General features: G+C 28.8%; 22 protein-coding genes. 19 read left to right on the forward strand and 3 right to left on the reverse strand.

From position 1 onward, the window contains the following. Positions 1–371: 371 nt before the first annotated feature. The 8 genes from IC173_RS03790 to IC173_RS03825 all read left to right on the forward strand — a co-directional run bounded on the left by IC173_RS03790 (position 372) and on the right by IC173_RS03825 (position 8987). On the forward strand, positions 372–1892 hold the full coding sequence (locus IC173_RS03790; RefSeq protein WP_227855186.1) for a PTS transporter subunit EIIC: 1521 nt from the start codon (positions 372–374) through the stop codon (positions 1890–1892). After that, entirely contained in the window at positions 1885–3066 is a 1182-nt protein-coding gene (locus IC173_RS03795) for a MalY/PatB family protein (RefSeq protein WP_227835177.1), read from the forward strand. Before IC173_RS03790 ends, IC173_RS03795 begins: the two co-directional genes overlap by 8 nt. A gap of 19 nt (positions 3067–3085) precedes the next feature. Further along, entirely contained in the window at positions 3086–3685 is a 600-nt protein-coding gene (locus IC173_RS03800; protein ID WP_227481991.1) for a KpsF/GutQ family sugar-phosphate isomerase, read from the forward strand. A 23-nt stretch (positions 3686–3708) separates the two neighbouring features. After that, positions 3709–4179 (forward strand): PTS glucose transporter subunit IIA, encoded by a 471-nt coding sequence (locus IC173_RS03805; protein WP_227433904.1) that lies wholly within the window; start codon positions 3709–3711, stop codon positions 4177–4179. Between the two features lie 341 nt (positions 4180–4520). Then, positions 4521–5267 (forward strand): DUF2087 domain-containing protein, encoded by a 747-nt coding sequence (locus IC173_RS03810; RefSeq protein ID WP_227835178.1) that lies wholly within the window; start codon positions 4521–4523, stop codon positions 5265–5267. Positions 5268–5446: 179 nt separating this feature from the next. Then, a complete protein-coding gene (locus IC173_RS03815; protein WP_227855187.1) occupies positions 5447–5809 on the forward strand; it encodes a hypothetical protein in 363 nt (120 codons plus the stop codon). 527 nt (positions 5810–6336) lie between these two features. Further along, entirely contained in the window at positions 6337–7911 is a 1575-nt protein-coding gene (locus IC173_RS03820) for a ClC family H(+)/Cl(-) exchange transporter (protein ID WP_227851208.1), read from the forward strand. Between the two features lie 125 nt (positions 7912–8036). After that, complete coding sequence (locus IC173_RS03825) at positions 8037–8987, forward strand: DUF1848 domain-containing protein (RefSeq protein WP_227851207.1); 951 nt, start codon at positions 8037–8039, stop codon at positions 8985–8987. 378 nt (positions 8988–9365) lie between these two features. On the opposite strand, the gene IC173_RS03830 is transcribed toward IC173_RS03825, so the two are convergent. After that, positions 9366–10220: a GRP family sugar transporter gene (locus tag IC173_RS03830; protein ID WP_227433909.1), complete on the reverse strand. Its 855-nt coding sequence runs from the start codon at positions 10218–10220 to the stop codon at positions 9366–9368. 165 nt (positions 10221–10385) lie between these two features. Here IC173_RS03830 and IC173_RS03835 point away from each other — a divergent pair, with 165 nt between their 5' ends. The 10 genes from IC173_RS03835 to IC173_RS03880 all read left to right on the forward strand — a co-directional run bounded on the left by IC173_RS03835 (position 10386) and on the right by IC173_RS03880 (position 22552). Beyond that, positions 10386–12350 carry a BglG family transcription antiterminator gene (locus tag IC173_RS03835; protein WP_227855252.1) on the forward strand — a complete coding sequence of 655 codons (1965 nt, stop codon included), beginning with the start codon at positions 10386–10388 and terminating at the stop codon, positions 12348–12350. Beyond that, a complete protein-coding gene (locus IC173_RS03840; RefSeq protein WP_227433910.1) occupies positions 12350–12808 on the forward strand; it encodes a PTS sugar transporter subunit IIA in 459 nt (152 codons plus the stop codon). Before IC173_RS03835 ends, IC173_RS03840 begins: the two co-directional genes overlap by 1 nt. A gap of 2 nt (positions 12809–12810) precedes the next feature. Continuing rightward, on the forward strand, positions 12811–13131 hold the full coding sequence (locus tag IC173_RS03845) for a PTS fructose transporter subunit IIB (protein ID WP_227433911.1): 321 nt from the start codon (positions 12811–12813) through the stop codon (positions 13129–13131). A gap of 15 nt (positions 13132–13146) precedes the next feature. After that, positions 13147–14247, forward strand: coding sequence for a PTS fructose transporter subunit IIC (locus IC173_RS03850; protein ID WP_227433912.1), 1101 nt, complete (start codon positions 13147–13149; stop codon positions 14245–14247). Positions 14248–14378: 131 nt separating this feature from the next. Continuing rightward, positions 14379–16979, forward strand: coding sequence for a glycoside hydrolase family 38 C-terminal domain-containing protein (locus IC173_RS03855; protein ID WP_227855188.1), 2601 nt, complete (start codon positions 14379–14381; stop codon positions 16977–16979). A 441-nt stretch (positions 16980–17420) separates the two neighbouring features. Beyond that, entirely contained in the window at positions 17421–17753 is a 333-nt protein-coding gene (locus IC173_RS03860) for a winged helix-turn-helix transcriptional regulator (RefSeq protein ID WP_227433914.1), read from the forward strand. A 124-nt stretch (positions 17754–17877) separates the two neighbouring features. Further along, positions 17878–19176, forward strand: coding sequence for a cytochrome c biogenesis protein/redoxin (locus IC173_RS03865; protein WP_227433915.1), 1299 nt, complete (start codon positions 17878–17880; stop codon positions 19174–19176). A 93-nt stretch (positions 19177–19269) separates the two neighbouring features. Further along, the gene (locus IC173_RS03870; RefSeq protein ID WP_227482000.1) at positions 19270–20652 is read left to right on the forward strand and encodes an FAD-dependent oxidoreductase; all 1383 of its coding nucleotides are present in this window, start codon (positions 19270–19272) and stop codon (positions 20650–20652) included. 235 nt (positions 20653–20887) lie between these two features. After that, complete coding sequence (locus IC173_RS03875) at positions 20888–21601, forward strand: DUF434 domain-containing protein (protein WP_227855189.1); 714 nt, start codon at positions 20888–20890, stop codon at positions 21599–21601. An 81-nt stretch (positions 21602–21682) separates the two neighbouring features. Beyond that, on the forward strand, positions 21683–22552 hold the full coding sequence (locus tag IC173_RS03880) for a L,D-transpeptidase family protein (RefSeq protein ID WP_227855190.1): 870 nt from the start codon (positions 21683–21685) through the stop codon (positions 22550–22552). Positions 22553–22695: 143 nt separating this feature from the next. On the opposite strand, the gene IC173_RS03885 is transcribed toward IC173_RS03880, so the two are convergent. After that, positions 22696–23841 (reverse strand): iron-containing alcohol dehydrogenase, encoded by a 1146-nt coding sequence (locus IC173_RS03885; RefSeq protein WP_227835652.1) that lies wholly within the window; start codon positions 23839–23841, stop codon positions 22696–22698. 263 nt (positions 23842–24104) lie between these two features. Beyond that, complete coding sequence (locus tag IC173_RS03890; protein WP_227433920.1) at positions 24105–24881, reverse strand: IclR family transcriptional regulator; 777 nt, start codon at positions 24879–24881, stop codon at positions 24105–24107. A gap of 568 nt (positions 24882–25449) precedes the next feature. Between IC173_RS03890 and IC173_RS03895 the strand changes: the two genes are divergently transcribed. Further along, positions 25450–26424: a 2-keto-3-deoxygluconate permease gene (locus tag IC173_RS03895; protein WP_227482003.1), complete on the forward strand. Its 975-nt coding sequence runs from the start codon at positions 25450–25452 to the stop codon at positions 26422–26424. Positions 26425–26431 lie beyond the last annotated feature (7 nt).

The following is a 26431-nucleotide window of genomic DNA, read 5'->3' on the forward strand; positions in this document are numbered from 1 at the left end:
CAGGCAAAACCTAAATCATTGAACTTAATTATTAGATTAAGTTTTTTGATTTAGGTTTTTTTATTAAATAAACACAATGGCTTTTAGGATTGTAACTGATTGAGCAGGCAAAACCTAAATCATTGAACTTAGTTATTAGATTAAGTTTTTTGATTTAGGCTTTTTTATTAAATACAAACAGTGACTTTTAGGGTTGTAACTGGTTGAGCAGGCAAAACCTAAATCATTGAACTTAGTTATTGGATTAAGTTTTTTGATTTAGGTTTTTCTATAAATTAGATTATGTTTTTTATATAAAAATAGGAGGGTGAAAATATGAAAAAAATAAGTTAGGTCTATGGAATTTCTTCCAAATGTTAGGAAAAACGTTTATGTTCCCAATAGCATTACTTAGTGTTTCTGGTATGATGCTAGGTCTTGGGGCTGGTTTTACAGATCCTAAGATGATTGCAATGGTTCCATTTCTAGGAAATGAATATGTTAATATGATTTTAAATTTCATGTTAACAATAGGATTATTTGCATTTAATAACTTGGGAGCATTATTTGCAATGGCAATTCCATTAGGATTATTAAAAAAAGAAAAAGAGTTTGGTGCATTTTCAGGTTTAGTAGGATTTATAGCAATGCATATAGGTACAAATTTTTATTTAACAAGAGCTGATTTATTAGTAGCAGCAGACCAGATGTCAACTAATGGTCAAGCCATGATTATGGGTATACAAACATATAACACAAGTGTTTTAGGTGGTATTATAGCAGGTTTAATTGTTTATGCAATGTATGATAAAGTTAGTAATTTGAAAATACCAGAATCACTAGGATTCTATAGTGGACCAAGATTAGTTCCAATTGTTAGTTTAATAGTTATGAGTATTGTGGGATTATTAATACCTATTGTTTGGCCACCATTTTTCAATGCGTTCCAAAGTTTAGGAAGATGGATTTCTTCAGCAGGGCCATTAGGATATTTCTCATATGCAGTAGCTGAAAGGGTTACAATACCATTTGGATTAAACCACCTTGTAACATCTGTATTCCGTTTTACACCAATAGGTGGAACTGCTGTTATTGATGGAGAAACATACTTTGGAACATTGAATATGTTTATGGCATATGTGGAGAATAATCAGATTATACCTCTTGATTTAGCTGGTAAAATGGAGCAAGGTAAATTAATGATTCAATATGGTTTGGCTGGAGCTGCATTAGCTATATATCGTACAGCAAAACCAGAAAATAGAAAAGCACTTAAAGGACTTTTAATATCAGGAGTGTTGACAGTTATTATAGGTGGAATAAGTGAACCAATAGAGTTTTTATTCTTATTTATCTCACCAGCATTATTTGCTTTCCATACATTTATGAATGGTTTAGCAAACATGGTACTTCCATACTTAGGTGTATTGATGGGATTCACAGGAGATTTAATAGCATTTATAAGTTTTGGAGTCTTGAGAGGAACAGCTACAGGATGGCCAATAGCAGTATTAGTAGCAGCTTTATACTTTGCAATATATTACTTTGTATTTAAATGGGCAATTCTTAAATTTAATATAAAAACTCCAGGACGTGAAGATAAAGAAATAAAAGTTTCTGAAGGAAATGGTTCAGATTTTAAAAATCTATCTACATACAAAGGTCAGCAAATGATAGCAGCGCTAGGAGGGAAATCTAACATACTATCATTAGACAATTGTGTAACTAGATTACGTTTAAAATTACAAGATGTATCACTAATAAATGAAGATGCAATTAAAGAAGCTGGTGGTATAGCAGTTGTTAAATTAGATGAACACACAATTCAAGTAATTATAGGTACTCAAGTGTATTCTTTAAGAAAGCAAATGGATAAGGCGATGGAAGGTCATTTGGAGGAATGTAATGATTAACTTTGATAAAAAAGTAAACCGATTGGGTACATATTGTACCCAATGGGATTATGTAGAAGATAGATTTGGAAAAAAAGGATTACTTCCTTTTACAATATCAGATATGGATTTGGAATTTCCAAATGAGATAACAGAAGTATTGAAAGAAAGATTAAATCATAGAGTATTAGGATATAGCAGATGGAAGCACGATGATTTTAAAGATTCTATCAGAAATTGGTACTCTAAGAGATTTAATTGCAGTATTGATAGCAATTGGATATATTACAGTCCAAGTGTAATGTATTCAATTAGTAAACTCATTGAAATTTTTAGTGATGAAGGAGATGGAGTATTACTAAACACTCCTGCATACAATGCTTTTTATGAAGTAATAGGAAATAACAATCGCAATATTATAAAATCTCCTCTTACAAATAAGAATGGATTTTACTCTATTGATTTTGATGATTTTGAGAAAAAATGTAAAGATTCTAAGATATTTATTTTATGCAATCCTCATAACCCAACAGGTAGGGTGTGGAGTGAATTAGAGCTTATTAAGATGGTAAGGATTTGTAAGGAAAATAATGTAAAAATAATATCAGATGATATACATATGGATATTGTATATGATAGTAAAATGACACCTGTTTTAAATGTGGCAGACAATTATTTGGAGTCTATATTTATTTGTACATCAGCATCTAAGTCTTTTAATATACCAGCATTGACTGGGTCATATGTAATTATACCTAATGAAGAGATAAGAACTAAGTTTGAAAATATAACTAGATATCGTGATTTTGTAAATTCACCAGCTATACTAGCTATTTTGGGAACAATGACTTGTTATAATGACTGTGAATATTGGCTAGATGAGTTACTGAAATACATTAAAGAGAATCTTCAATATACAATTAACTATATAGAAGATAATTTAAAGCCATTAAAATTGGTTATGCCAGAAGGGTGTTACTTTGCTTGGATTGATTTCTCGGAACTTAAAATAAGTAGTGAAAAATTCCAAAATCTATTAATAGATATTGGTGAAGTTGCTATTATGGGAGGCAAGGTATATGGAGAAGAAAGTGAGTTTTATTTGAGGTTAAATGTGGCATGTTCAAGAGAAAAACTTGAAGATGGTTTAAATAGAATTAAAAAAACTATAGATTATATTGCAAAAAATATTTAATATAGAAGGGGAGATGATTATGAACTATTTAAAAACAATGGTTGATGTTATGACTACTGAAATGAATGCTATAAAGTGTTTAATAGATGAAGCAGGTATTGAATATGAAAATATAGTTAATGAAATTGCAAATTGTAAAGGTAAAGTGATTTTTATGGGTGTAGGTAAGTCTGCACATATAGGTAAAAAATTGGCAGCTACATTTGCAAGTACTGGTACACCAAGTTTTTTTGTACATGCAACAGAGGCAGTACATGGAGATTTAGGAATGATTGAAAGTCGAGATATTACAATTTTAATCTCAAATAGTGGTAATTCTATGGAAGTTGTAAATTGTATAAAATATGTTAAGGCAATAGGTTCTAAAACAATTGCTTTTACCTCAAATAGAAATTCAGTATTGGCAAAGGAGTGCGATTATGCTTTAATATATCCTGCAAAGGGTGAAGCTGACCACTTAAATTTAGCACCAACAACATCATCTACGATTACTTTGGTTTTAGGAGATTCTATTGCATGTGCATTATCTAAAAACAGTAATTTTGACTCAGCTGATTTTTATAAATATCATCCAGGAGGAAGTTTAGGTGAAAAACTAAAGGCAGCTAATAATGGTTAAAAGTAAAAAGGAGAGTATATTTTATGTTTAAAATGTTTAAGAAAAAATCAATAAAATCACCAATATCAGGAAAGGTAATAGAGTTATCTAAAATACCAGATGCTGTATTTTCTCAAAAACTTATGGGCGAAGGTGTAGCTATAGATTCTACAGGTGATATTGTTTATGCTCCATCTAATGGTAAGGTGGCAGTTTTAGCAGAAACTAAACATGCACTTGTTATAGAATTAGAAAATGGAATGGAACTTCTTATTCATGTTGGTTTAGATACTGTAAACTTAAAAGGTGAAGGATTTGAAGCATTAGTAAGTGTAGGAGACCAAGTAAAAGAGGGGACACCAATGTTAAAAATTGACCGTTCATTAATTGAATCAAATGGTATCTCACTTATTACTCCAGTTACAATAACTAATCATTCGGAGTACAATATGAATACATATAATGTAGGTAATAATGTAGAGGGTGGAAAAGATACTGTAATTGAGTTTAAATAAAAAGTATAAAATAAAAGATTACTGTCTATAAACTTATGTTGTACAATGTAAATTTAATATAAATATGTTAGATAAAAAGGGACTTACTTGCTTTTAAATTGAGTAGTTCCTTTTATTTTTTGTAATTAGTTTTATACTCTTCTCTTTATATAAGAATAGCTAATTATAAATAATAATTGTTCAAATAGAGATTTAAATATATTGTTTTGAGATACATTATAATTTAAACGTTGTATAATATATGAACTTCATAAACTTAAAATAGAAATGTTGACAATAATAATAAACTTTAGTAATATATGTTTATTGAAATAATAAACCATATACTGGAGGTGAATAATATGAAGATTGAAAATCTTTCTATTAAAGATATCAAAAAAGGTTATGTATTCAATGCAGATTTAAATTGTTATAGTTGCATTATTTGTGGAAAAACGTATGAAGTAGGAGAAATATACAGAGTTGGTGATAGATTTTTTGAAGCATCAAGAGCTATTGAATTGCATACAGAATTAAAACATGGTAACTATTTGGAACAATTGGTCAATAATGATTCAAAGTACAATACATTAACAGATAATCAAAAACAATTATTTAAATTATTTATTAGTGATTTATCAGATAAAGAAATTGCAAAAGAGCTTGGTGTATCTACTTCTACAATACGTCATCAAAAATTTATGTTTAGAGAAAAAGCAAAACAAGCTAAGCTATACTTGGCTTTATATGAATCTGTATTTGAAGATAAATCTAATAGAGATAGTATTATAATACCAATCCACGAACATGCCAAAATGGTAGATGAGAGATACGTAGTAACTGAAGAAGAAAGAAAACACATTTTAGAAACATCATTTGAAAGTATGAATCCTCTAAAATTAAAAGCTTTTTCATCAAAAGAAAAGAAAAAAGTTGTTATTTTGTCTAAAATTTTAGAACAATTTGACCAAGGAAAGCAATATTCAGAAAAAGAAGTTAATCAAATTTTAGAGTCTATATATTATGATTTTGCAACGATTAGAAGATATTTAATTGAATATGGTTTTATGAGTAGAAATAAAGAATGTACAAAGTATTGGTTAACATAATAAAAAGCCAGAACCTATCAGTATATAAAGCTATTTCTTGCTTGATTAGCTGTGAAAGGAGTTAAAAATGAATGATGAGTTGAAATCTATTTTGTATAGGATTATCAAAGAAGTTTATTAAAGATATATATAATAATTTACCTACAGACAGAGATGAGTTTTTGGAAAAAGAGGAAAAGGTGGAAAAACTAGCTGATTGGATTTCTGAATATCTTCAAAAAAAAGGTTATAGTGCTTATGCTCAATCAGAAAAAAATAATATAGAACACAGATACATTGAAAGAGGATATATTGACCCTAAGATGCAATCAGGTATTAGCCCTTTACCACATAAGACAATAGCGAATATTAGTGGTATTGGATTCATGGGGAAAAATAATTTATTTATCACTGAGGAATTTGGATGTGCTTTTAGCATGTGTACAGTACTTACGGATGCACCAATTTCTGTTGAAAAGCATCCTTTGATTGCTTCAAAATGTGGTGATTGCAGTGTTTGTGTAGAAAAATGCCCTGCAAAAGCTATACATGGAAATGCTTGAACTTTTCAAGGGGGAAGAGAGTCTATAATCGATATTTCTAAATGTTTTTGTGTTTTAAAATGTATGGTAAATTGCCAATGGTCATTGAAATATGCAAATCAAAAACTATAATCTAGATATAAGATAGATATTTTTATTGTATTTTAGCTTTCTTAAAAAAATAAGCTTATAGGGTGCTTGATAATTGCACCCTTTTTAATATTATTAAATATAATAATTTAGACTGATGTTAATGATAGTCTGAATTAGGATTAATATTATCATGTTTTTTATCAAAGTCAAGAATAAAGTAAAAATAAAATAATATGTCCTTCTTTATTTTTCTAAAAATGTATTGTATTATTGATTCAGTGGTAAATACGATGAAATTAAGTTGGATAACAATAATTATTCAGTATTTACATTACATTATAAGTTGGTTATGTGTATCAAACATAGAAGAAAAGTAACATATGATTTTGTGTGAAATGAACTAAAAAATATATTTATTCATATTACACCGAATTATGGAGTGGAGGAGAAAGATTATGAAAAAAGATACATCTCATGTAATTAAGCGGGCCGAGCGATTTCAGGTCATTTTGATTGGAGAAGGGCTTCTTGTAGGCGCTATAGCTGGTTTGATTGTACTTTTATATAGGATACTTTTGGGGCAGGCTGGTATCTGGCTTAACCAAATATTAAATTTTGCAAAAGGTTCAACTGTGAAAACAGCAGTTTGGTTTGCAGTGCTTGCACTGCTTGCGTGGATTGTATCAAGGCTAGTAAATTGGGAGCCAATGATTTCAGGTAGTGGTATTCCTCAGCTAGAAGGAGAGATGACAGGGAAAATCAAGCAAGTATGGTGGCGTGTGTTGCCAGCCAAATTTGTTGGAGGATTCTTATCGCTTATGGGTGGTCTTGCCTTGGGAAGAGAAGGACCTTCTATACAGCTTGGTGCTATGGCAGGAAAGGGTATTTCCAGAGCTCTTGATAGAGGAAAGACAGAGGAAAAGTTCTTGCTTACTTGTGGGGCAAGTGCAGGATTATCAGCAGCCTTTCATGCACCACTGGCAGGCGTCATGTTTTCACTGGAAGAAATACATAAAAACTTTTCAGTGTCTGTTTTGATTTCTGTGATGACAGCATCTCTAACAGCGGACTATATATCAGCTAATTTTCTAGGAATGGAATCAGTGTTCCAGTTTGATATTGGAAATGTGTTACCACAGAGTTATTATTGGTTGATACTGATTTTAGGTGTTGTGCTTGGCGTTATGGGGGCATTTTATAATTGGTTTACCTTATTTGTTCAGTCTTTATATAAAAAGATTCCCCAAATAGGTACATTTGGAAAAATATTGATTCCATTTTTTATGGCTGGTATTTTGGGTCTTTTGATGCCTGAGGTGCTTGGAAGTGGGCATAATCTGGTGGAAGCACTAACAAGCCATGAATATTTGTTGGGAATGGTAGTTTTGATTTTTGTCATCCGTTTTGTATTTTCGGCTGTTAGTTTTGGGTCTGGTGCGCCAGGAGGAATCTTCTTCCCGCTACTTGTTTTAGGAGCCTTTATTGGGGGAATGTTCGGAATGGTAGGTGTACAGTTTTTTGGAATGAACTTAGACTATGTCAATAATTTTATACTTCTGGCTATGGCAGGGTATTTTACTGCCATTGTACGTGCGCCTTTGACTGGAATTATATTGATTTTTGAAATGACAGGTTCTGTCAGCCAGATGCTTTCCCTATCCGTTATTTCAATTGTGGCGTATATTGTGGCTACACTTCTGAAATCTAAGCCGATTTATGAAAGTCTTCTGGAGAGATTACTTGAGAAAAATGGAGAACCTGTTCATAGAGAGAGGGGAGAGAAAATACTAGATCAGTTTTCCATTATGTTTGGTTCTCCTGTTGCTAACAAAGCAATTCAGGATATTCAATGGCCAGAAAATTGTCTTTTGGTAGCCATTCAAAGAGGAGGAGAAGAAATTATTCCAAAAGGAAAAACAATTCTTAAGGCAAGTGATATAATTGTTACCATGACAGATGAGAGAGACAGTAGTGTTGTGTATGATAAAATGGAAAAACTTTGCAAAGAAAATACATCATATATTGTCTAGGGATAATAAGCTATAAAAAAGATGTTTTCTGTGTGAATGAAAACTAGTAAATAATGTGTGTGTAGAATGTGGTCTGGACAATTCTAAGAGTGATATCAGCTATACTTTTAGATGGAGGTTAAATTATGATAGTAAGTGTAAGTAGAAGAACTGATATACCTGCTTTTTATAGTAAGTGGTTTTTTAACAGACTTAAAGAGGGTTTTGTGTATGTTGTTAATCCGATGAATCCAAAACAAGTAAGTAAGATAGAGTTAAATCCACATACTGTTGATTGCTTTATATTTTGGACAAAAGATGCAACTCCAATGATATGTGATTTGAACAAATTAAAAGACTACAAATATTATTTTCACTATACTATAACTCCATATGGTAAAGATGTAGAAACACGAATTTTAGATAAAAAGAAGATAATAGAGTCATTTAAAGAATTGTCTAGAAGCATAGGAAAAGAAAGAGTAATTTTGAGATATGACCCAATTTTTCTAAATGAAAAGTATAACTTAGATTATCATATAAAAGCATTTGAGAGATTATGTAGTCAACTTAATGGATTTACAGAAAAATGTATAATAAGTTTTATAGATTTATACAAGAAAACAAAAGTTAATACAAAGTCATTACATATAAAACCTATACAAATTAAAGAAATAGAAATATTGTCGAAGGAACTTTTTAGAATATCTAATAAGTATAATATAACACTTGAAATATGTTGTGATGAATATAATTTAAGTAAGTTTGGCATTGGAAAAAGTAAATGTATTGATGATAAGTTAATATCAAAGATTATAGGTAGTGAAGTGAAAGTCAAAAAGGATGATACACAAAGGGATATTTGTGGATGTGTTAAGAGTATTGATATAGGGCAGTACAATACTTGTAGACATTATTGTTTATATTGTTATGCTAATTTTAATTATACACGAGTAGAAGAAAATTGTAGACTATATAATGAAGAAAATAGAGTACTTGTAGGTGCTATAAGAGAAGATGCAAAAATAACTGTTAGAAATATGAAGACTATTAAAATAGATAAAAACAATAATAATCAGATTAGTATATTTGATTAAAAGTAAATATAAAATGGTTACTATTTTAATATGTTGAAAAAATATATAAAAAAGTAAATGTAAAATAAACACTATTTTAATGTGTTAAAAAAATATAAAATTGTAATAATAGAACAAGTATAAATAGATGTTTTCTATAAGATAATAATTACTATAAAATGTATGGGGTTATGACAATGCTCTAGAGAGAAGCAATTCAGTAATTGTACTGTTTAGCTTCTCTCTTTTAATATTTATTACTATTTATGGTCTTATTAAGATTCATTCATAAGTGATAAATTAGTGGCAATATAGACTCTTAATTATAGCTAAATCAGTGATAAACACAGTATTTTAGAGGATAATCAATTTTTCATTTTAATTTATATAAATAAATATCTATTTTATTGTGCTTAACATAAAAACACCAAACATGATTAATATTATTCCAAGAAAAATAGCAAGCCACTCTCTTTTATTTTTCTTTTCTTTAAAGAAGATAATTCCTCCTAAAGTAGCTACTATAACACAACTCTGAGAAATAGAAAAACTTATCGTAACTCCCAAAGTATTGGTTGTAATAAACATACCTAAATTTGCTATTGACCACAATACTCCAGTAATTAGATTAAATAAAACATTTTCCTTATGTAAAGTCTCTCTAGAAAAATACTTAACAATAATTGATGCAGTTATTAACATCCCAACAGATTGAGGCAATATAATTCTATATCCTTCAATTGAAAATATTTGATTGGCTACAACATATAATGCTAAAAACAAGGATGATAATAATGTAACTCCAATACATTTCAACATATTGCTATTAGTAGATTTTTTTGTTTGATAATTTGTGAGAAGTATACCTATTATTATACATAAGATTGATAAGGTGCCAATCAAAAACATTTTAGAACTAGTCCATTCATTAAATAAGATTACAGCTAGTAAAGTTGTAAAAGTTAATTGTGAACCATTTGAAATTGGCATTACTTTAGATACACTAGCAATTTGAATTGCTTTAAACTGCATTAACTGACCTAAACTCCAAAATATCCCAGAAATCATACTCACACAAAATGAAAAAAATGTAATCTCAGGATGCATAACCAAAGTTATTATAGTGGAAAATATAAACGCACTTATAGAGGTACCTAAAAGTTGTTCGTAGGGAGAACTTTTTTTGAGGTTTGCAGCTATGGGCATTAATCCCCACCCTATTACAGGAAGTAATGCAATAATTATTGTCAGCATTAAATTATTTCCTTTCATATTAAATTTAGACAGTTTTTAATTTATCATCTAAAATTAAAGTATTCAATACATAAAAATTACCGTATTTAATCAGGAAATATTAGTAGTTTTGTAGAAAAACATTTTCCATTAAAATAAAAACAAAGGGAAGGAGTAAGTTTGAAAATGTTAACTGATATGATTCAAAATCGTGAAATTAGAATAATAAAGTTTTTATTAAAAGAAGGTCATACAACTGTTAAAGCAATAGCAGAAGATTTAGATGTTTCAGAAAAAACAGTTTCAAAATCTCTCAAAGAAGTAGAAATAGTACTTAAAAAGATAGGTCTTTCTTTAGTGAGAAAACCTAAAATAGGTGTTTATATTGAAGGAGATTTAAGAAAAATACTTCCTTACCTAGATAATAAAGGAAGTCAAATTCCTACAACAAGAGAGGAGAGAGTTATATATATATACTCAATTTTGTTAAAAAGTAATGATTATATTACTATACAACAACTTTCTGAAGAATTATATATAAGTCGAGGAACAATTGAAAGAGATTTAGCTGAGGTTGAAAAATTACTAAAAAGTGAAGGAGTTTCTATATATAAGAAACCTAGTAAAGGAATTAAATTGAATATAAGTGAAAGAGACAAAAGACAGCTTACTGCTAAGTTTATACATAAATTTTGGAGTAGAAATTGGTATATTAAGCAAGAACAAGAAAGTTTTTATCAAGCTTTTGAAAAGATACAAGCAGATGTGAATGGTATCTTTTTTGAGGATGATTTATCTATCATTATTGAGATTCTTAGAACTTTTAGTGAGGAAAGAAAATTTGAGTTTTCTGATTATGAATTTCAATCACTGGTTATTCATTTAGCTATAGCAGTAGAAAGAATTAGAAAAGGTGAATATATAGAAGAAAATTTATATACTAATAAGATAGAAAATAATCAAATGCCAAATACAAATTATCTAGCAAAGCAACTAGAAGAAAAATTTTCAATATTATTGCCAAATTCTGAAATTGGATATATAAATCTGCACTTAGTAGCTGCTGACCAGCATAGAAACACTACTGAACTAAAAAGTAATTCAAGTAAACCTTATGAAGCGAATACAAACAATATCTCAAATCTTCGAGAAATTATCAAAAATACATTGTATAAGACAGCCTATGATAAAGATTTAATTGATGGATTAACTACACATATACATTCGTCGATAAATAGATTGACATATGGTCTTAGTATCAAAAACCCATATGTAAATACAATTAAGCAAAACTTTTCTCTATCATTTGAACAAGCTTTAAACTTGAAAAAAGTAATTGAATTTATATATGATATTCGAATAAATGATGACGAATGTGCTTATATAGCACTACATTTTGAAGCTTTTAGAGAAAGAATGAAAGAACTACCACAAAGCATTAGGGTAATTCTAGTATGTAGTACAGGGTTGGGTTCTTCTAGGTTATTATCTGCAAGGTTAAAAAAATACTTCCCTATGGTAAAGATTGAAAAGATACTTTCTGTCCAAGAATTAGTATCTAGTAAAATTGATGCAGATTTAGTAATCAGTACTATTTATTTAGAATTAGAAACTATTCCAACTATAGTAGTTAGCCCTATTTTAAATGAAAATGATATAAGAACTTTAGAGAAAAACATACAAAATGTTCCAAGAACTACTTCTGGAAAATCTAAATCTTTTAAAAAGTTAATATTTGAGGAAAATATTTTGTTAAATATTGAGGCATCAGATTATGAAGATGTAATTAGATGTATAACAGATAACTTAATAAAAAGAGGTTATGCGAAAGAAGGTATAGCTGAAAGTGCAATTGAAAGAGAAAATTTATCTTACACATCTTTTCAATATATAGCTACACCTCATGCTAATCCTAGTTATATTAAAAAATCTAATATATCTGTTGCAACTTTAAAAAATCCTATTATATGGGGAAATGAAAATGTAGAAGTTGTTTTCTTTATTTCATTAGAAAATGACAAAAATTTGGAACTTGATGAAATATATGAAGTTTTTTATGACTTCATTGACAATAAAAAAAATATAAATAACATATTAAGTGCAACTTCACCAAAAGAAGTGTACGATTTGCTAATGGAGGAGAATATATAGTGAAAATATCAGATGTATTGAAGGAAGAGCAGATTGTTTTTAATCTTGATGCAACTACCAAGGAAGAAACAATAAAAAAATTAAGTAGTATATTTGTTGAAAATGGGATTGTGGATAATGAAGAAGAATATGTTAAGTCTGTTTTAGAAAGAGAAGAACATGCAACTACAGGTATTGGGAATGGTATTGCTATTCCTCATGGGAAAAGTGATGCTGTTAAGAAATCTTCTATAATATTTGCAAAATCTAAAAATAAAATTGAATGGGAAGCCTTAGATGAAAAACCAGTAGATAGCATTTTCTTGTTAGCTATAAGTAACATTGATAAAGACAGTAACCACCTTGTCTTATTGTCTAAATTGGCAACTAAGTTAATGGATGATGACAATGTGGACGCATTAAAATTAGCTGATTCAGCACAAGAAGTAATTAAAATATTTAATGAGGGAGAAATGTAGATATGAAAAGAAAAATTATAGCAGTAACAGCATGTGCAACAGGGGTTGCACATACATATATGGCAGCACAAGCATTAAAGAAGGCTTCAAAAAAAATGGGTCATCTTATAAAAGTTGAAACACAAGGAGCAACTGGAATTGACAATGAATTAACTGAAAAAGATGCGCAAATTGCAGAAGTAGTAATATTTGCTGTAGATACTAAAGTTAGAAATGCTGAACGTTTTGAAGGCAAAGAAATATTAGAAGTACCAGTTAATGCACCTATAAAAGATGCAGAAAAGGTAATCAATGATGCACTAAAGTTAATTGACACTAAATAAATGGAGGGAAATATAATGTTAAAAAAGATAGTCTCTGAGTTAAAAAAGCATGTTTTAACAGGAATCTCATATATGATTCCATTAGTAATTGCAGGTGCTATGATAATGGCAATATCTCGTGTAGGGGGTTCTTTATATAATATACCAGATATATGGGACGTTAAATATGCAGAAAGTGCTAGTAGTATTGTTAGATTATTACATGATTTAGATGGTTTTGGAGGCACTGCTTTAGGATTAATGTTTCCTGTAATTGCAGCCTTTATAGGATTTTCTATAGCTGATAAATTAGCTATAGTACCAGGACTTGTTGGAGGTATGATTGCTAAGGATATCGGAGCAGGTTTTTTAGGAGCTTTAGCAGTTGGTTTAATCGCAGGATATACATGTTTATTTATTAAAAATAATGTTAAATTACCAAAGTCAGCAGCTTCAATAGTACCAATATTTATAGTACCAGTATTTGGAACGTTAATAACTGTTATATTAATTAATTATGTCATAGGCATTCCTTTTGCAACATTAAATACTGGCTTAGAAAATTGGTTAAATGGATTATCAGGTACAAATCAGATATTGATGGCAGCTATTATTGGAGCAATGATGGCAGTTGACCTAGGTGGGCCAGTTAATAAAGCAGCTTTGACAACATCACTTGCATTATTAACAAGTGGGATTTACGCGCCTAATACAGCAGCAATGGTAGGAATTGTTATACCACCACTAGGCTTAGGTCTTGCTACTATATTAGCAAAACAAAAATATAATAAGCAGCTGCGTGAAGCTGGTAAATCATCTCTTATAATGGGGTTGATTGGAGTTAGTGAAGGAGCAATTCCTTTTGCAGTAGAATCTCCGTTAAAAGTAATACCATCATGTGTAATTGGTACAGCAATTGCCTCAGCTATGGCAGTTGGATTAGGTTCAGTGAATGCAACTCCAATTAGTGGATTTTATGGATGGTTTACAGTAGAAAACTGGCCAATGTATGTATTATCAATTGCAGTAGGAACAGTAATTGTAGCAGGTTTAGTTATAATATTACGTGGAAATCCAGTTATCGAAGATGATGAATTTGAAGATGATGAATTTGATGAAGCAGAATGGGAATCTTAAAATTCAATAAAAATTTAAGAAAAGTAATAATTTAGGTTTAATATAAATTTTATAGTTAGTATAAGTTTTGAGTATTGTTGAGTCTTGATTACAGCCTAAAAATATTAAAATGAAGAAATAGAGGAGCATAAATGATAAAAGCACATATTGTTAATCATACACACTGGGACAGAGAGTGGTATTTTACTTCTGGAGATGCATTAGTACTTAGTGAGCAATTATTTACAGATATAATTGATGAGTTAGAGCGTAATCCAGATGTAAGTTTTGTACTTGATGGACAACTTTCTATTTTGGATGATTATACACAAGTACATAAAGAAAAAATAGAAAGTATTAAAAAATTAATAGAAGAAAAAAGATTATATATAGGACCATGGTTTACACAAACAGATGCATTCTTCGCTAGAGGGGAATCTATTTTAAGAAATTTAATGATTGGAATATTTGAAAGTAAAAAGTATGGTGAGTACATGAAAATCGGGTATTTACCAGATACCTTTGGTTTTAATGCACAGATGCCTATTTTATTAAGACATGTAGGGATTGATAATATTTTTTTTTGGAGGGGTATCCACTTAGGAAAGCAAGTTCAATCACCGTATTTTAAATGGAAAAGTTTAAATGGAGAAAAGTATATATATGCTGTAAATATGCCACATGGATATGGAACTGGTATGCTTTTAGAACCTTCACCAAAGTATGTCAATGGACGATTAGACCCCGCTATTGATTTTATTAAATCATATAGTGATGTAGAAGAGGTATTAATACCTTCAGGAAATGACCAATTAAATATAATAGGTGATTTTAAAAATAAAGTTGAAGAGATTAATAATATTGGAAAGTATTCTTATATAACAAGTTCATATCAAGACTTTTTGAAATATGTAAAATCTATAGAATCATTAGAAAGCTACAGAGGTGAATTTAGAGAACCAGTGCTTGCAAGAATACATAAATCAATTGGTTCTAGTAGAATGGATATAAAATTAGCATGTGATAAACTTGAAAATAAATTAATTAAGAGAATAGAGCCATTACTAGTAATTGCTAAAAAGAGTGGAATAGAAATAAGCAATCAATTATTAATAAACACATGGAAAAAGCTTTTAGAGGGGCAAGCTCATGATAGTTTGGCTGGTTGTGTAACTGATACTGTAACAGATGATATTCTTCACCGTATAAGAGAAGCTAATGAAATCTGTGATAGTATTGAAAACACTATTGTAAAGAAAATTTCAGAAGGGCTTAAGTTATCTCAAAATGATGTATTAGTGTTTAATTCAGAAGCTAAAAGATTTAATGGATATAAAGAAATACAAGTAGTGAGTGATAGTAAAAATATTTGTTTTAAAGAAAATTTAGATGCTACTATAATTGAAGAAACTTACATACAACCAAGAGAAAATGTATTGGAAGAGACACCTGCTGGTAATATATTTATTGAAGAACCAGGTTATTATATACTAAAAGTAAGAATAAATATACAACTTCCTGCACTTGGTTATAAAGTTATTAGTTTTGAAACAAGTAATAAAGAGATGTTGTCACTTAGTGAGTCTAATGATACCTTTATATCTAACGATAAATACAAGGTAATATATAAAGATGGAAGCTTGGATTTACAACTTAAAGATGGAACTTATATATCAAACTTTTTAACTTTAAAAGATAGCGGAAATGCAGGAGATACTTATGATTTCTCACCATTACAAGATGATGACGAGATAGAACTTTTGTTTAATAGTGTTTCGACAAAAAGAACATTAGGATATGAAAAGATAGTAGTTGAAGGTACAACTTTACTACCACTTACATTGGAAGATAGAAAAGATAAAAATCTCAATGGAAAATTAAATGTAAGAGCTAGCATTATTTTATCAAAAGATAATCCATTTATAGAGGTAAAACTTCATGTCAACAATACAATATGTAATCATAGATTACGTGTTCATGTAAAAACGAATATAAATGATAATAAAAATATAGCATCATTACCATTTGGATATATAACAAGAGAAAATGGGGTTTTAAGTAATTGGGAAAATACTTATAGTGAAATGCCTATAGATTTGGAACCTTTAGAAAGTAATATTACGCTTACTAATGAGAAGAGAAGTTGTACTGTCTTTACTAGAGGAATAAAGGAGTATCAACATGTCAATGATGAAATAGCACTGACTTTACTTGCTACTACAGATGAATTAGGAAAACCTGATTTATTATATAGACCAGGACGTGCTTCTGGAGATACCACTAAAAAGGGACATATCAGAATTAAAACTGAAAAGGCACAAATACTTAGAGAAGTAGAGTTTTCATTTGCAATATATATGAGTTCTAAATCTTTTGATGAATCAGAAGTTGCAAGTTTAACTCATAACTATTTGCAAGAATCTATAAATTATCAATTACAGGATTATAACTTCTTTTTATATCGTATAGATAATAAGATTCAAAGGTCAATTGTTGAAAAATCTGTGAACAGAGAGTTAGAGATAATATCTTTACCAGAAAATTATCTTGTATCAGCATGTTATCTTTCTTACTATGATAAAGAGAAGTTTGTAATAAGGTTAGAAAATCCAACAAGTGAGAAGTTGATATTAGATGAGAAAATATTTAAAGATAGAAACGGGAAAGTTATAAATGCAATAGAAGAATTAGAGGAACAACAAATATATGAAATAGCACCTTTTGAAGTTATTTCAATATTATTAGATTTATAAGTGTAAAAGTAAGTTTATCATTTAATAATCTGGCAGATAAATATCTGTCAGATTTTTTAATTTGTATAATTTTGGGTAGATATCAAGGTATGGGTTTGATGTTGTATATAGAAATTATTAAAACAGGATAAAGAACTTAGATAAAGAATTATTATATAAGAGCTAAATTTATTTAATATAGTTAACTTTAATTTTATGTAGTTATAAATATTTTATGTAGTTATAAATATTTTATGTAGTTATAAATATGTAGTTACAAAAAAGTACCCAATTGTGATGCATTTATAAAACTGATATAGTAATTATATGAAACCTCAGAAATATTTTAAAACTAAAATATATATTAACAACCTTAAACTAGTAAATCTCAACACATTTGTAACATTTATAAATTAAATAAAAGCATGTCTTAATAATTAATAAAAAGAAAGAGGAGATAAAATGTATAATATAGATGATATGATATATGACTGTCCAGTAGAGGCATTATCAAGCATATTAGGTAAAAAATGGGTAGCTATAATAATATGGGAGTTACAAAAAGATAAAAAAAGATTTGGAGAATTACAAAGAGCCATTCCAGAATGTAGTAAGAAAATGTTGACTCAACAATTAGATTTTTTAATTGAGCAAGGAATTATAATCAACAATAAAAAATCAATTAATAATATTGTAGAATCAACATATTTTTTAAGTGAGTCAGGGGTACTATTACTTCCTGTTATGGAAAAGATGATTATGTGGAGCAATAATAATTTAAATTGCGATAAGTAAGCTTTTAAATTACTTTTGAATTTACAGTGACTTAATTAGGCTATCGTGAGAATAAAAGTAAAAGCAATAAAAGGACATAATTTTTTATTGTAATAATGTAAATAGAATGAGGAGGAGCTTTAATTTGCAAAATATAAATTTATTTGTGGTATTTATAGAAGGGATATTATCGTTTTTTTCGCCATGTATATTACCAATACTACCTATTTATCTAAGTATACTGTCAAATAGTAGTGTGGAAAATTTAAAAGAAGGAAAAACTAATTTTATAAAAAGTTCTCTATTTAAAAATACTATCTTATTTACTCTAGGAATTTCAACAACCTTTTTTATATTAGGTTCATCAGTAAGAGTATTGAGTATGTTTTTTAATGAGAATAAAGACTTAATAATGTTTATAGGTGGAATTATAATTATTATCATGGGATTGTTTTATATGGGAATAATTAAGTCTTCAATACTAAATAGAGAAAAAAGATTAAATGTAAAGTTTAAAGAAATGAGAGCAATAACAGCATATTTACTTGGATTTACATTTAGTTTTGGGTGGACACCTTGTATTGGGCCAATATTAGCATCTGTATTAGTAATGGTTTCTAGTTCAACTAATCATTTGAATGCAAATCTTTTAATAGTAGTATATACCATTGGATTTATTTTGCCATTTATAATTACAGCTATGTTCTATAGTAAGTTGTTTAAGACTATAGATAAAATAAAATCTAATATGGAAATTATTAAAAAGATAGGTGGAGCTATACTTATAATATCAGGAATATTAATGATGATAAATGGGTTTGAAAGTGTGAGCAAGCATTTTAATGTTCCACAAAAAAATAAAGTTGAAAATAATCAAAGTGTGAATCAAGAAGATAATAAACAAGGAAATTCTAATGGCAATACACAAGAAGAGTCTGGTAACAGAGATAATAAAAAAGAATCTAATAATGAAAATAGTGATAACGGCTCTAATGATGAAGAGAGAATAAAATCTATTGATTTTACTTTAACTGACCAATATGGTAAAACACATAAATTAAGTGATTATGAAGGTAAGGTTGTGTTTTTAAATTTCTGGGCTACATGGTGTCCTCCATGTAAAGAGGAAATGCCTCATATAGAGCAGTTGTACAAGGATTATAAGAAAAATAATGAAGATGTAGTAATTTTAGGTGTAGCATCACCTAATTTAGGTAGAGAAGGTTCAAGAGAACATGTAATTAACTTTTTAAAAGATGAAGGCTATACTTTTCCCGTTGCACTTGATGAAGATGGAGAATTAGCATATCAATATGGAATTAATGCTTTTCCAACTACATTTATAATTGATAAAGAAGGATATGTAACACAGTACATTCCAGGAGCAATGAATAAAGAGACTATGATGTCTTTCATTGAAAATCAAAAAAATAAAAAGTATTAATATAGAAGGTTACAAAAAAGTACCTAATTGTACCACCTAGAAAATCTTGTTATAGTAAGAGTATAAATAACGAAGGAAAGGGTTGAAATTTATATGAAAAAAACATTTGATGCAATAATAATAGGATTTGGAAAAGGTGGAAAGACATTAGCAGGAGATTTAGCTAATAGAGGATTAAAGGTAGCTTTAGTAGAAAAGTCAAATAAAATGTATGGAGGAACATGTATAAATGTAGCATGTATCCCAACTAAAAGCTTAGAAAATTCAGCAAACAATGTAAAAAATATAAACTCTTGGAATGATGCACAAATCGAATATGCAAAAGCTATAGAAAAAAAAGAAACTTTGGTTACAAAGCTTAGAGAAGCTAACTATAATAAATTAAATTCAAATGATAATGTAACTATATTTACAGGAATGGCGACTTTTATTGATGAAAATACAGTAGAAGTAAAAACTGAAAATGAAGTTTATGAATTAGTATCAGAGAAGATATTTATCAATACTGGCTCAAAATCATTTATACCTAATATAAAAGGTATTGAAAACAATAAGATAGTATATAATAGTGAATCTCTTATGAATTTAAGAACCTTACCTAAAAAAATGACAATTATAGGTGCTGGGTTTATAGGTTTAGAATTTGCAGGCATCTATAGTTCCTTTGGAACAGAAGTTACAATATTAAATTCAAATAATGGGATTTTACCAAATGAAGATATTGAAGATTCAGAAGAAATAATAAAATTACTTGAAAAGAGAAATGTAAAAATTATAAATAATGCAAAGGTAAAAGAGATTAAGGAAGTTTCTAATTTAGCTACAGTAGAATATGATATAAATAGTGAATTAAAGGAAATAACAAGTGATATAATACTTGTTGCTACAGGTAGAAAAGCAAATACTGAAGGTTTAGGACTTGAAAATGCAGGCATAGAGTTAAATGAAAGAGGATTTATTAAAGTATCAGATAACCTTAAGACTAATAAAAAACACATATGGGCTATAGGAGATATAAATGGAGGTCCTCAATTTACTTATATATCACTAGATGACTATCGTATAATAATCAATCAATTATTTGGAAATAAGACTAGAACGACTAGTAATAGAAAAAATATACCAAATGCTATATTCATAAGTCCAGCATTTTCAAGAGTTGGTCTTAATGTTAAACAAGCAAAGGAAAAAGGATATGATGTATTAGTAGCAAAGATGCCAGTTGAGGCAATTCCAAGGGCTAAACAAATTGGAAAGACAGATGGATTTATAAAAATCGTAATAGATAAAAATTCCAATAAGATACTTGGTGCTAGCATGATATGTGAAGATTCTAGTGAGATTATACATTTAATTCAGTTAGCCGTAGATTTAGAAGTAGAATATACATATTTAAGAGACCGTGTTTATGCACATCCAACTATGACAGAGGCTCTTAATGATGTTTTATCTCCTAATATGATAAAGGAAGTATAGAATAAGTGTAATATATAAATAAAGCCTAAAATTATCATTATAAATAAATTTTAAAGAAAGGATACTATGAGAATTTACTAATAGTATCCTTTCTTTACATTATAAAGTATAAATATAGTAAAAAAGTAATTATTTTGTATTTAAGAGAGTATTAAAAGGTATAATCTAAATATTGAATAATATAAATGGATAAGATAATATTAGCAAACTTCATATTAAGGCGGTGAAATACTCTATGAATAAAATATCTAAAAGAGGCTTTGATGAGAGTGATAAACGATGGTTTTCAAGTAAAGAACTTGTAAGACTTGTAAAGGCTCAAGAAGAAATAGAGTGGTTAATAAATAGAGATTATAAAATAGACCCAGTTGTAACTTTTGTGGGAGATAGATATCAGTTTTCAATAAGACAAAGAGATGCACTAAAGAGAGCAGTATGTACTGATGAAAAAAATAGAATAAGACAATCAAAGATACTTTCCTTAGATAAAATAAATGAAGGAATTATATACATAGATGGTTTTAATTTGATAATAGCTCTAGAAGTAGCATTATCTGGAGGAACTCTAGTCATAGGTAGAGATGGAAATATAAGAGATTTAGCAGGTCTTAGAGGAACATATAAAATTATAGATAAAACAGAAGAAGTTTTAAATCTAATAGGAAAGTTTTTTAATAAATATAAAGCTACAAAAATTAAATTTTACTTAGATGCACCAGTTTCTAATTCTGGAAATCTAAGATATAAGATATTAGAACATGCCAAGGTATGGAAAATTGAAACAGAAGTAGAGCTAGTAAAAAATGCAGATGTTATATTAGAAAAACTTGATAGAGTAGTTAGCAGTGATGCTGTTATAGTTGATAAATGTATAAGTTATTTTAATGTAGCTAGAAGTATAATTGAAGAATATATTAAAGATTGTAATATTGTAAATTTAAATGGATAATAACCTTTAATTATACAGAGTAAGTTTAAAAATAGAAGAACGAATATATATCGAATTTCATAAAGTATTGTAAAAAGACATATGAGAGTATGGGTATGTGTGAAGCTATTTAAAATAAACATTAAAAAATACAGAGCACCTATATATAAATATGCTTTAGTAAATGTAAATTTGAGGTCTGCGAAATCTACAAGTTCAAGTATTATAACTGTAATACCTCAAGGTTCTAAATTAGAGGTTCTAGATGAAGAAGATGATTGGATTAAAGTAATCTACAATTTTCAAGAAGGGTATGTATACAGAGATTTAATATCAGTAAGTGAATATGCTTGGAGTAATTTAAATTTAAGAGAAGATAAGTCTACAACTTCTACTATAATTACAGTAATTCCTGAAAAGTCTAGAGTCGAAGTTCTACAGGTAGAAGGGGACTGGAGTAAAGTTATATATGATGATAAAACAGGTTATGTTTTTAATTATTTCTTGTCAAGTGATGGAAATAAACCTAATGAATTAGATTATAAGTATTTTTACACTGATATGACTAAATTTGTTAATGAAAATAATATTAAAAGTACTAGTGACTATCTAATTACCACAGACCTTAAAAATAAATACACTTATATTTTTAAGAAAGATAATGGTGGTTGGGGGCAATTATATAAATGGGAATGTACTATAGGTAAACCTGAAACTCCAACTATAACAGGTATTTTTTATATAAGTGGGAGAAAACCTTCTTTTGGAACAGATGAGTATTCAGTTAAGTACGCTACTAGAATTAAAGGTGGGTATTATTATCATTCTGTGTTATATAATTCAACAGGAAGTTATATAATAGATGCTAGGCTTGGTGAAGCTCTTAGCCATGGATGTATAAGACTAAGTACAGAAAATGCTAAGTGGATATATGACAATATACCCGACACAACAACAGTTATAATTCATTAAAAATACTATTTATTAATTTTAAAGAGTTTGAAATTAAATTAAAAATATGGATTTAGATAATAAGAGAGTGTCTATAATCAAATAAAAATATTTTGAGACACTCCCTTATAAATATACATAATTAATTTATAAGTGTGATTATATTAAGAGATTTTCTTAAATAATTCTATAATTTTATCCTTATCAAAGAAAACAGGATTGGCTCCAGCACAAGCATCTTTCATAGAATTTTCAGCAAGCAACTCAAAATTAGGATTATCAACACCAACATCTTTTAAAGATTTTGGAATTCCTACCTCTTCTGAAAGAGCTTTTATTTTATTTATTACAAAATCAACACATTCCTTATCTGATTTGTCATGTATATTCATTCCAATAATCTCAGCTATTGGACGGAATTTAGAAGGTGCAGATTTAGCATTTTCTTCTTCAACTATTGGTAGCAACATAGCATTACATACTCCATGAGGTAAATCATATAAACCTCCTAATTGATGAGCCATAGCATGTACATTTCCAAGACCTGCATTGCTAAAAGCAATTCCATTTAGAAAACAAGCATAACACATTTGTTCTCTAGCATCTATATCATTACCATCTTTAACAGCTCTAGGAAGATATTCAAATATCTGCTTTATAGAATATAGCGCAGTTGAATCTGTAACATCATAAGCACCATTAGCCACTACAGCTTCTATAGCATGAGTCAGTGCATCCATACCAGTAGCTGCTGTCAAATTAGCTGGCTTACTAATCATTAATTCTGGGTCATTAACTGTCATTGTAGCTAGTGCATTTGTATCAACCATTATCATTTTTACGTGCCTATCTTCATCCGTTATGACATAATTTATTGTAACTTCAGCTGATGTACCAGCAGTAGTAGTTATAGCAACTATAGGAAGACATTTTTTAGAAGTTTTATTTACACCTTCATAATCTCTAATGTCACCACCATTGGTAGCCAATATGGAAATAGCTTTACCACAATCTTGTGGAGAACCACCACCTATAGTTATAACGAAGTCGCAATTTTCTGATTTTAATATTTCAAGTCCATTATTGACATTAGTCACAGTTGGATTTGGTTTAACTTCATCATAAATAGCAAAGTTCACACCTATTTGAGACAACATATCTGTTACTTTTTTTACAGTACCATTTGAAGTTAGAAATTTATCGCTAACGATAAATGCTTTTTTAGTGCCTAAGGATTTAATTGAGTCTTTAGATTCAATAAGACACCCTTTTCCAAGTAAGTTTATTGGTGGTACATAATAGATACTCATAGTTAAAATCTCCTTTTTTGAATTAATTTTTATGTATAATATACATACCTACAATAGTCTTATACTAATTCACATATTAGATATTGGTTTTTGAGGTTAAAATATATATTGTGAGTTTTTATATAAGAACTAAGTTCGTAATTACGATTATGATTAGAATTTAACATAGTATTTTTATCATGTCAATAAAAATATTAAAAATAAAAAAGAGCATAAAAAAACAAAGTTGCTGTAATTAAGTCAGCAACTTTGTTTTTATCAATCTAATTTATTATAATATCTTCATTACGTTCTTCCATCATAGATTGAATATTTTTTTGTGCATTTAGAAGTAATTTTTTTATCAGTTCTATTTTTTCTTCACTAGACCTAAAAAGTGGAAGTGTTACGCTAACAGCGGCCCTTATACATCCGTTTTTTCTTATTGGTACAGCAAGGCATTTTAGGTATTCCATTGATTCTTCACATTCTGAAGCTATTTGAGTTTCACGAACTTCAAGAAGCTGGTCATATAAAATATCAAAGTCAGTAATTGATTTTTTTGTAAATCCTTTTAATCCGTCTGGATATAAATTTATTAGTTTTTCCTTATCAAAATCACATAAAAGTGCTTTACCAAGACCTGTACAATTAGCAGGTATCTTTTTACCAACATAAGAAATAAGTCTAATTGGCTCTGGAGAGTCAACTTTTCCAATATAAAGAACTTCGTTATTGTCGAGTATACCAAGTTGACAAGTTTCAGAACAAGAATTAACTATATTAGTCATTTCATCAATTATGTAGTTAAAAATAGTTCTTTTTTCAAAAAACGAAGACCCCAATGTGTAAGAACGTATACCTATGGAATATTTAGACGTATTTTTATCAATAGTAATGTATTTTCTAGCATTAAGTGTATGAACTATAGGAAAGATACTACTTTTTGGAGCATTGATAGCATCTGCTATTTCTGTAAGAGTATATCCATTCTCAGATTCAGCTAATGCTTCTAAAATATCTAATATCCTAGCTGTTGGGCGATGATTATCTGAAGTCATAAATTTCCCCCTATCTTTGTTAATTTAAAGTGTTAGAATATGTTGATTTTAGCATACTGTGTGATAATTTACAATGTAGAAATAAAATATATGACAGTATGTGCAAATAAGCTTTAATTATAAATATTTATAGATGATTTTTTTGATGAAAATTCATACTAAAAACTTGAAATAATTTCCAAAATATACCTGAGAAAGTGAACTGTATTTAGCTATATAATTTAAGATAAGACAATAATAATCGTATTTTATATGAAAATATCGAAATATTGTGAATTTAGATTATATAAATTGGGATATATAGATGTGAAATGAGAAAAATTACTTTTTATATTTTGCATATAATGAAGATAATTGCTAACTATTGCTATATTATCAGATAATTTGAAAAAATTTTGACAAAAATTTATTTTTTTTATTGACTCATAATTGGGAAAATGCTATCATTAATTCAAAGATTCGTAAATAAAAACTTAGTTCTTAAATACGAACCGAAACGGCCGTTAAAATTAAAGCTAAAAAATTTAATACAAGTAATTAAATATCATGTTTTAGGAGGAGTAACTTTATGATAATGGATTTTATTAAAAAAATTCCTGCAGGTATGATGATAGTCCCAATGTTTATAGCAGCTTTCATTAATACATTTTGCCCAGATATTGTACAAATAGGTTCATTTACAACAGCAGTATTCTCAAGTGTTGGCTCTGCAACTATAATAGGGGTTCAACTAGTATGTCTTGGAACTCAGCTTCAATTTAAAGAAATGCCAAAAGTATTAAAAAGAGGAGGAATACTTCTTGGTTCTAAATTTGCTATAGGTGCTTTAATAGGCATACTTATAGGAAAATTATTTGGAATGGATGGAGTATTAGGTCTTACAACTTTGGCAGTTATAAGTGCAGTTACAAATAGTAATGGTAGTATATATCTTTCATTAATGACTTCATATGGAGATGAAACAGATTGTGCAACTATGAGTTTACTTACTTTGAATGATGGTCCATTTTTTACATTGATAGCTCTTGGGACTTCAGGACTTGCAAATGTTCCATTAATGTCATTATTAGCTGCAATCGTACCAATACTTGTTGGTATGATAATAGGTAATTTTGACAAAAAGATGAAAGAATTTTTAGAACCAGGATGTAATTTATTAGTACCCTTTGTAGGTTTTGCACTTGGAAGTAGCATAAATCTTGCAAGTATATTAAAAGGAGGACTATCTGGAGTATTACTTGGATTAATATCTGTGTTTGTAGGAGGTATATTTATAGTATTCTGTGATAGATTTATAGGTAAACGTCCAGGGTATGCAGGATGGGCTGTAGCTACAACTGCAGGGAATGCAATTGCTGTTCCTGCTGCTGTTGCATTAGTTGACCCAACATGGCAACCATATGTTGCAACAGCTACAACTCAAGTAGCAGCTGCAGTAGTTGTTACTGCAATATTAGTTCCTCTTATAACTAGCTGGTGGGCGAAGAAATATGGATGTCCTAAATTCCCAAAACAAAAAGATGATGGGACAATAGTAGCCTGATGAATAC

The organism is Clostridioides sp. ES-S-0048-02, assembly GCF_020658495.1.
GTDB lineage: Bacteria > Bacillota > Clostridia > Peptostreptococcales > Peptostreptococcaceae > Clostridioides.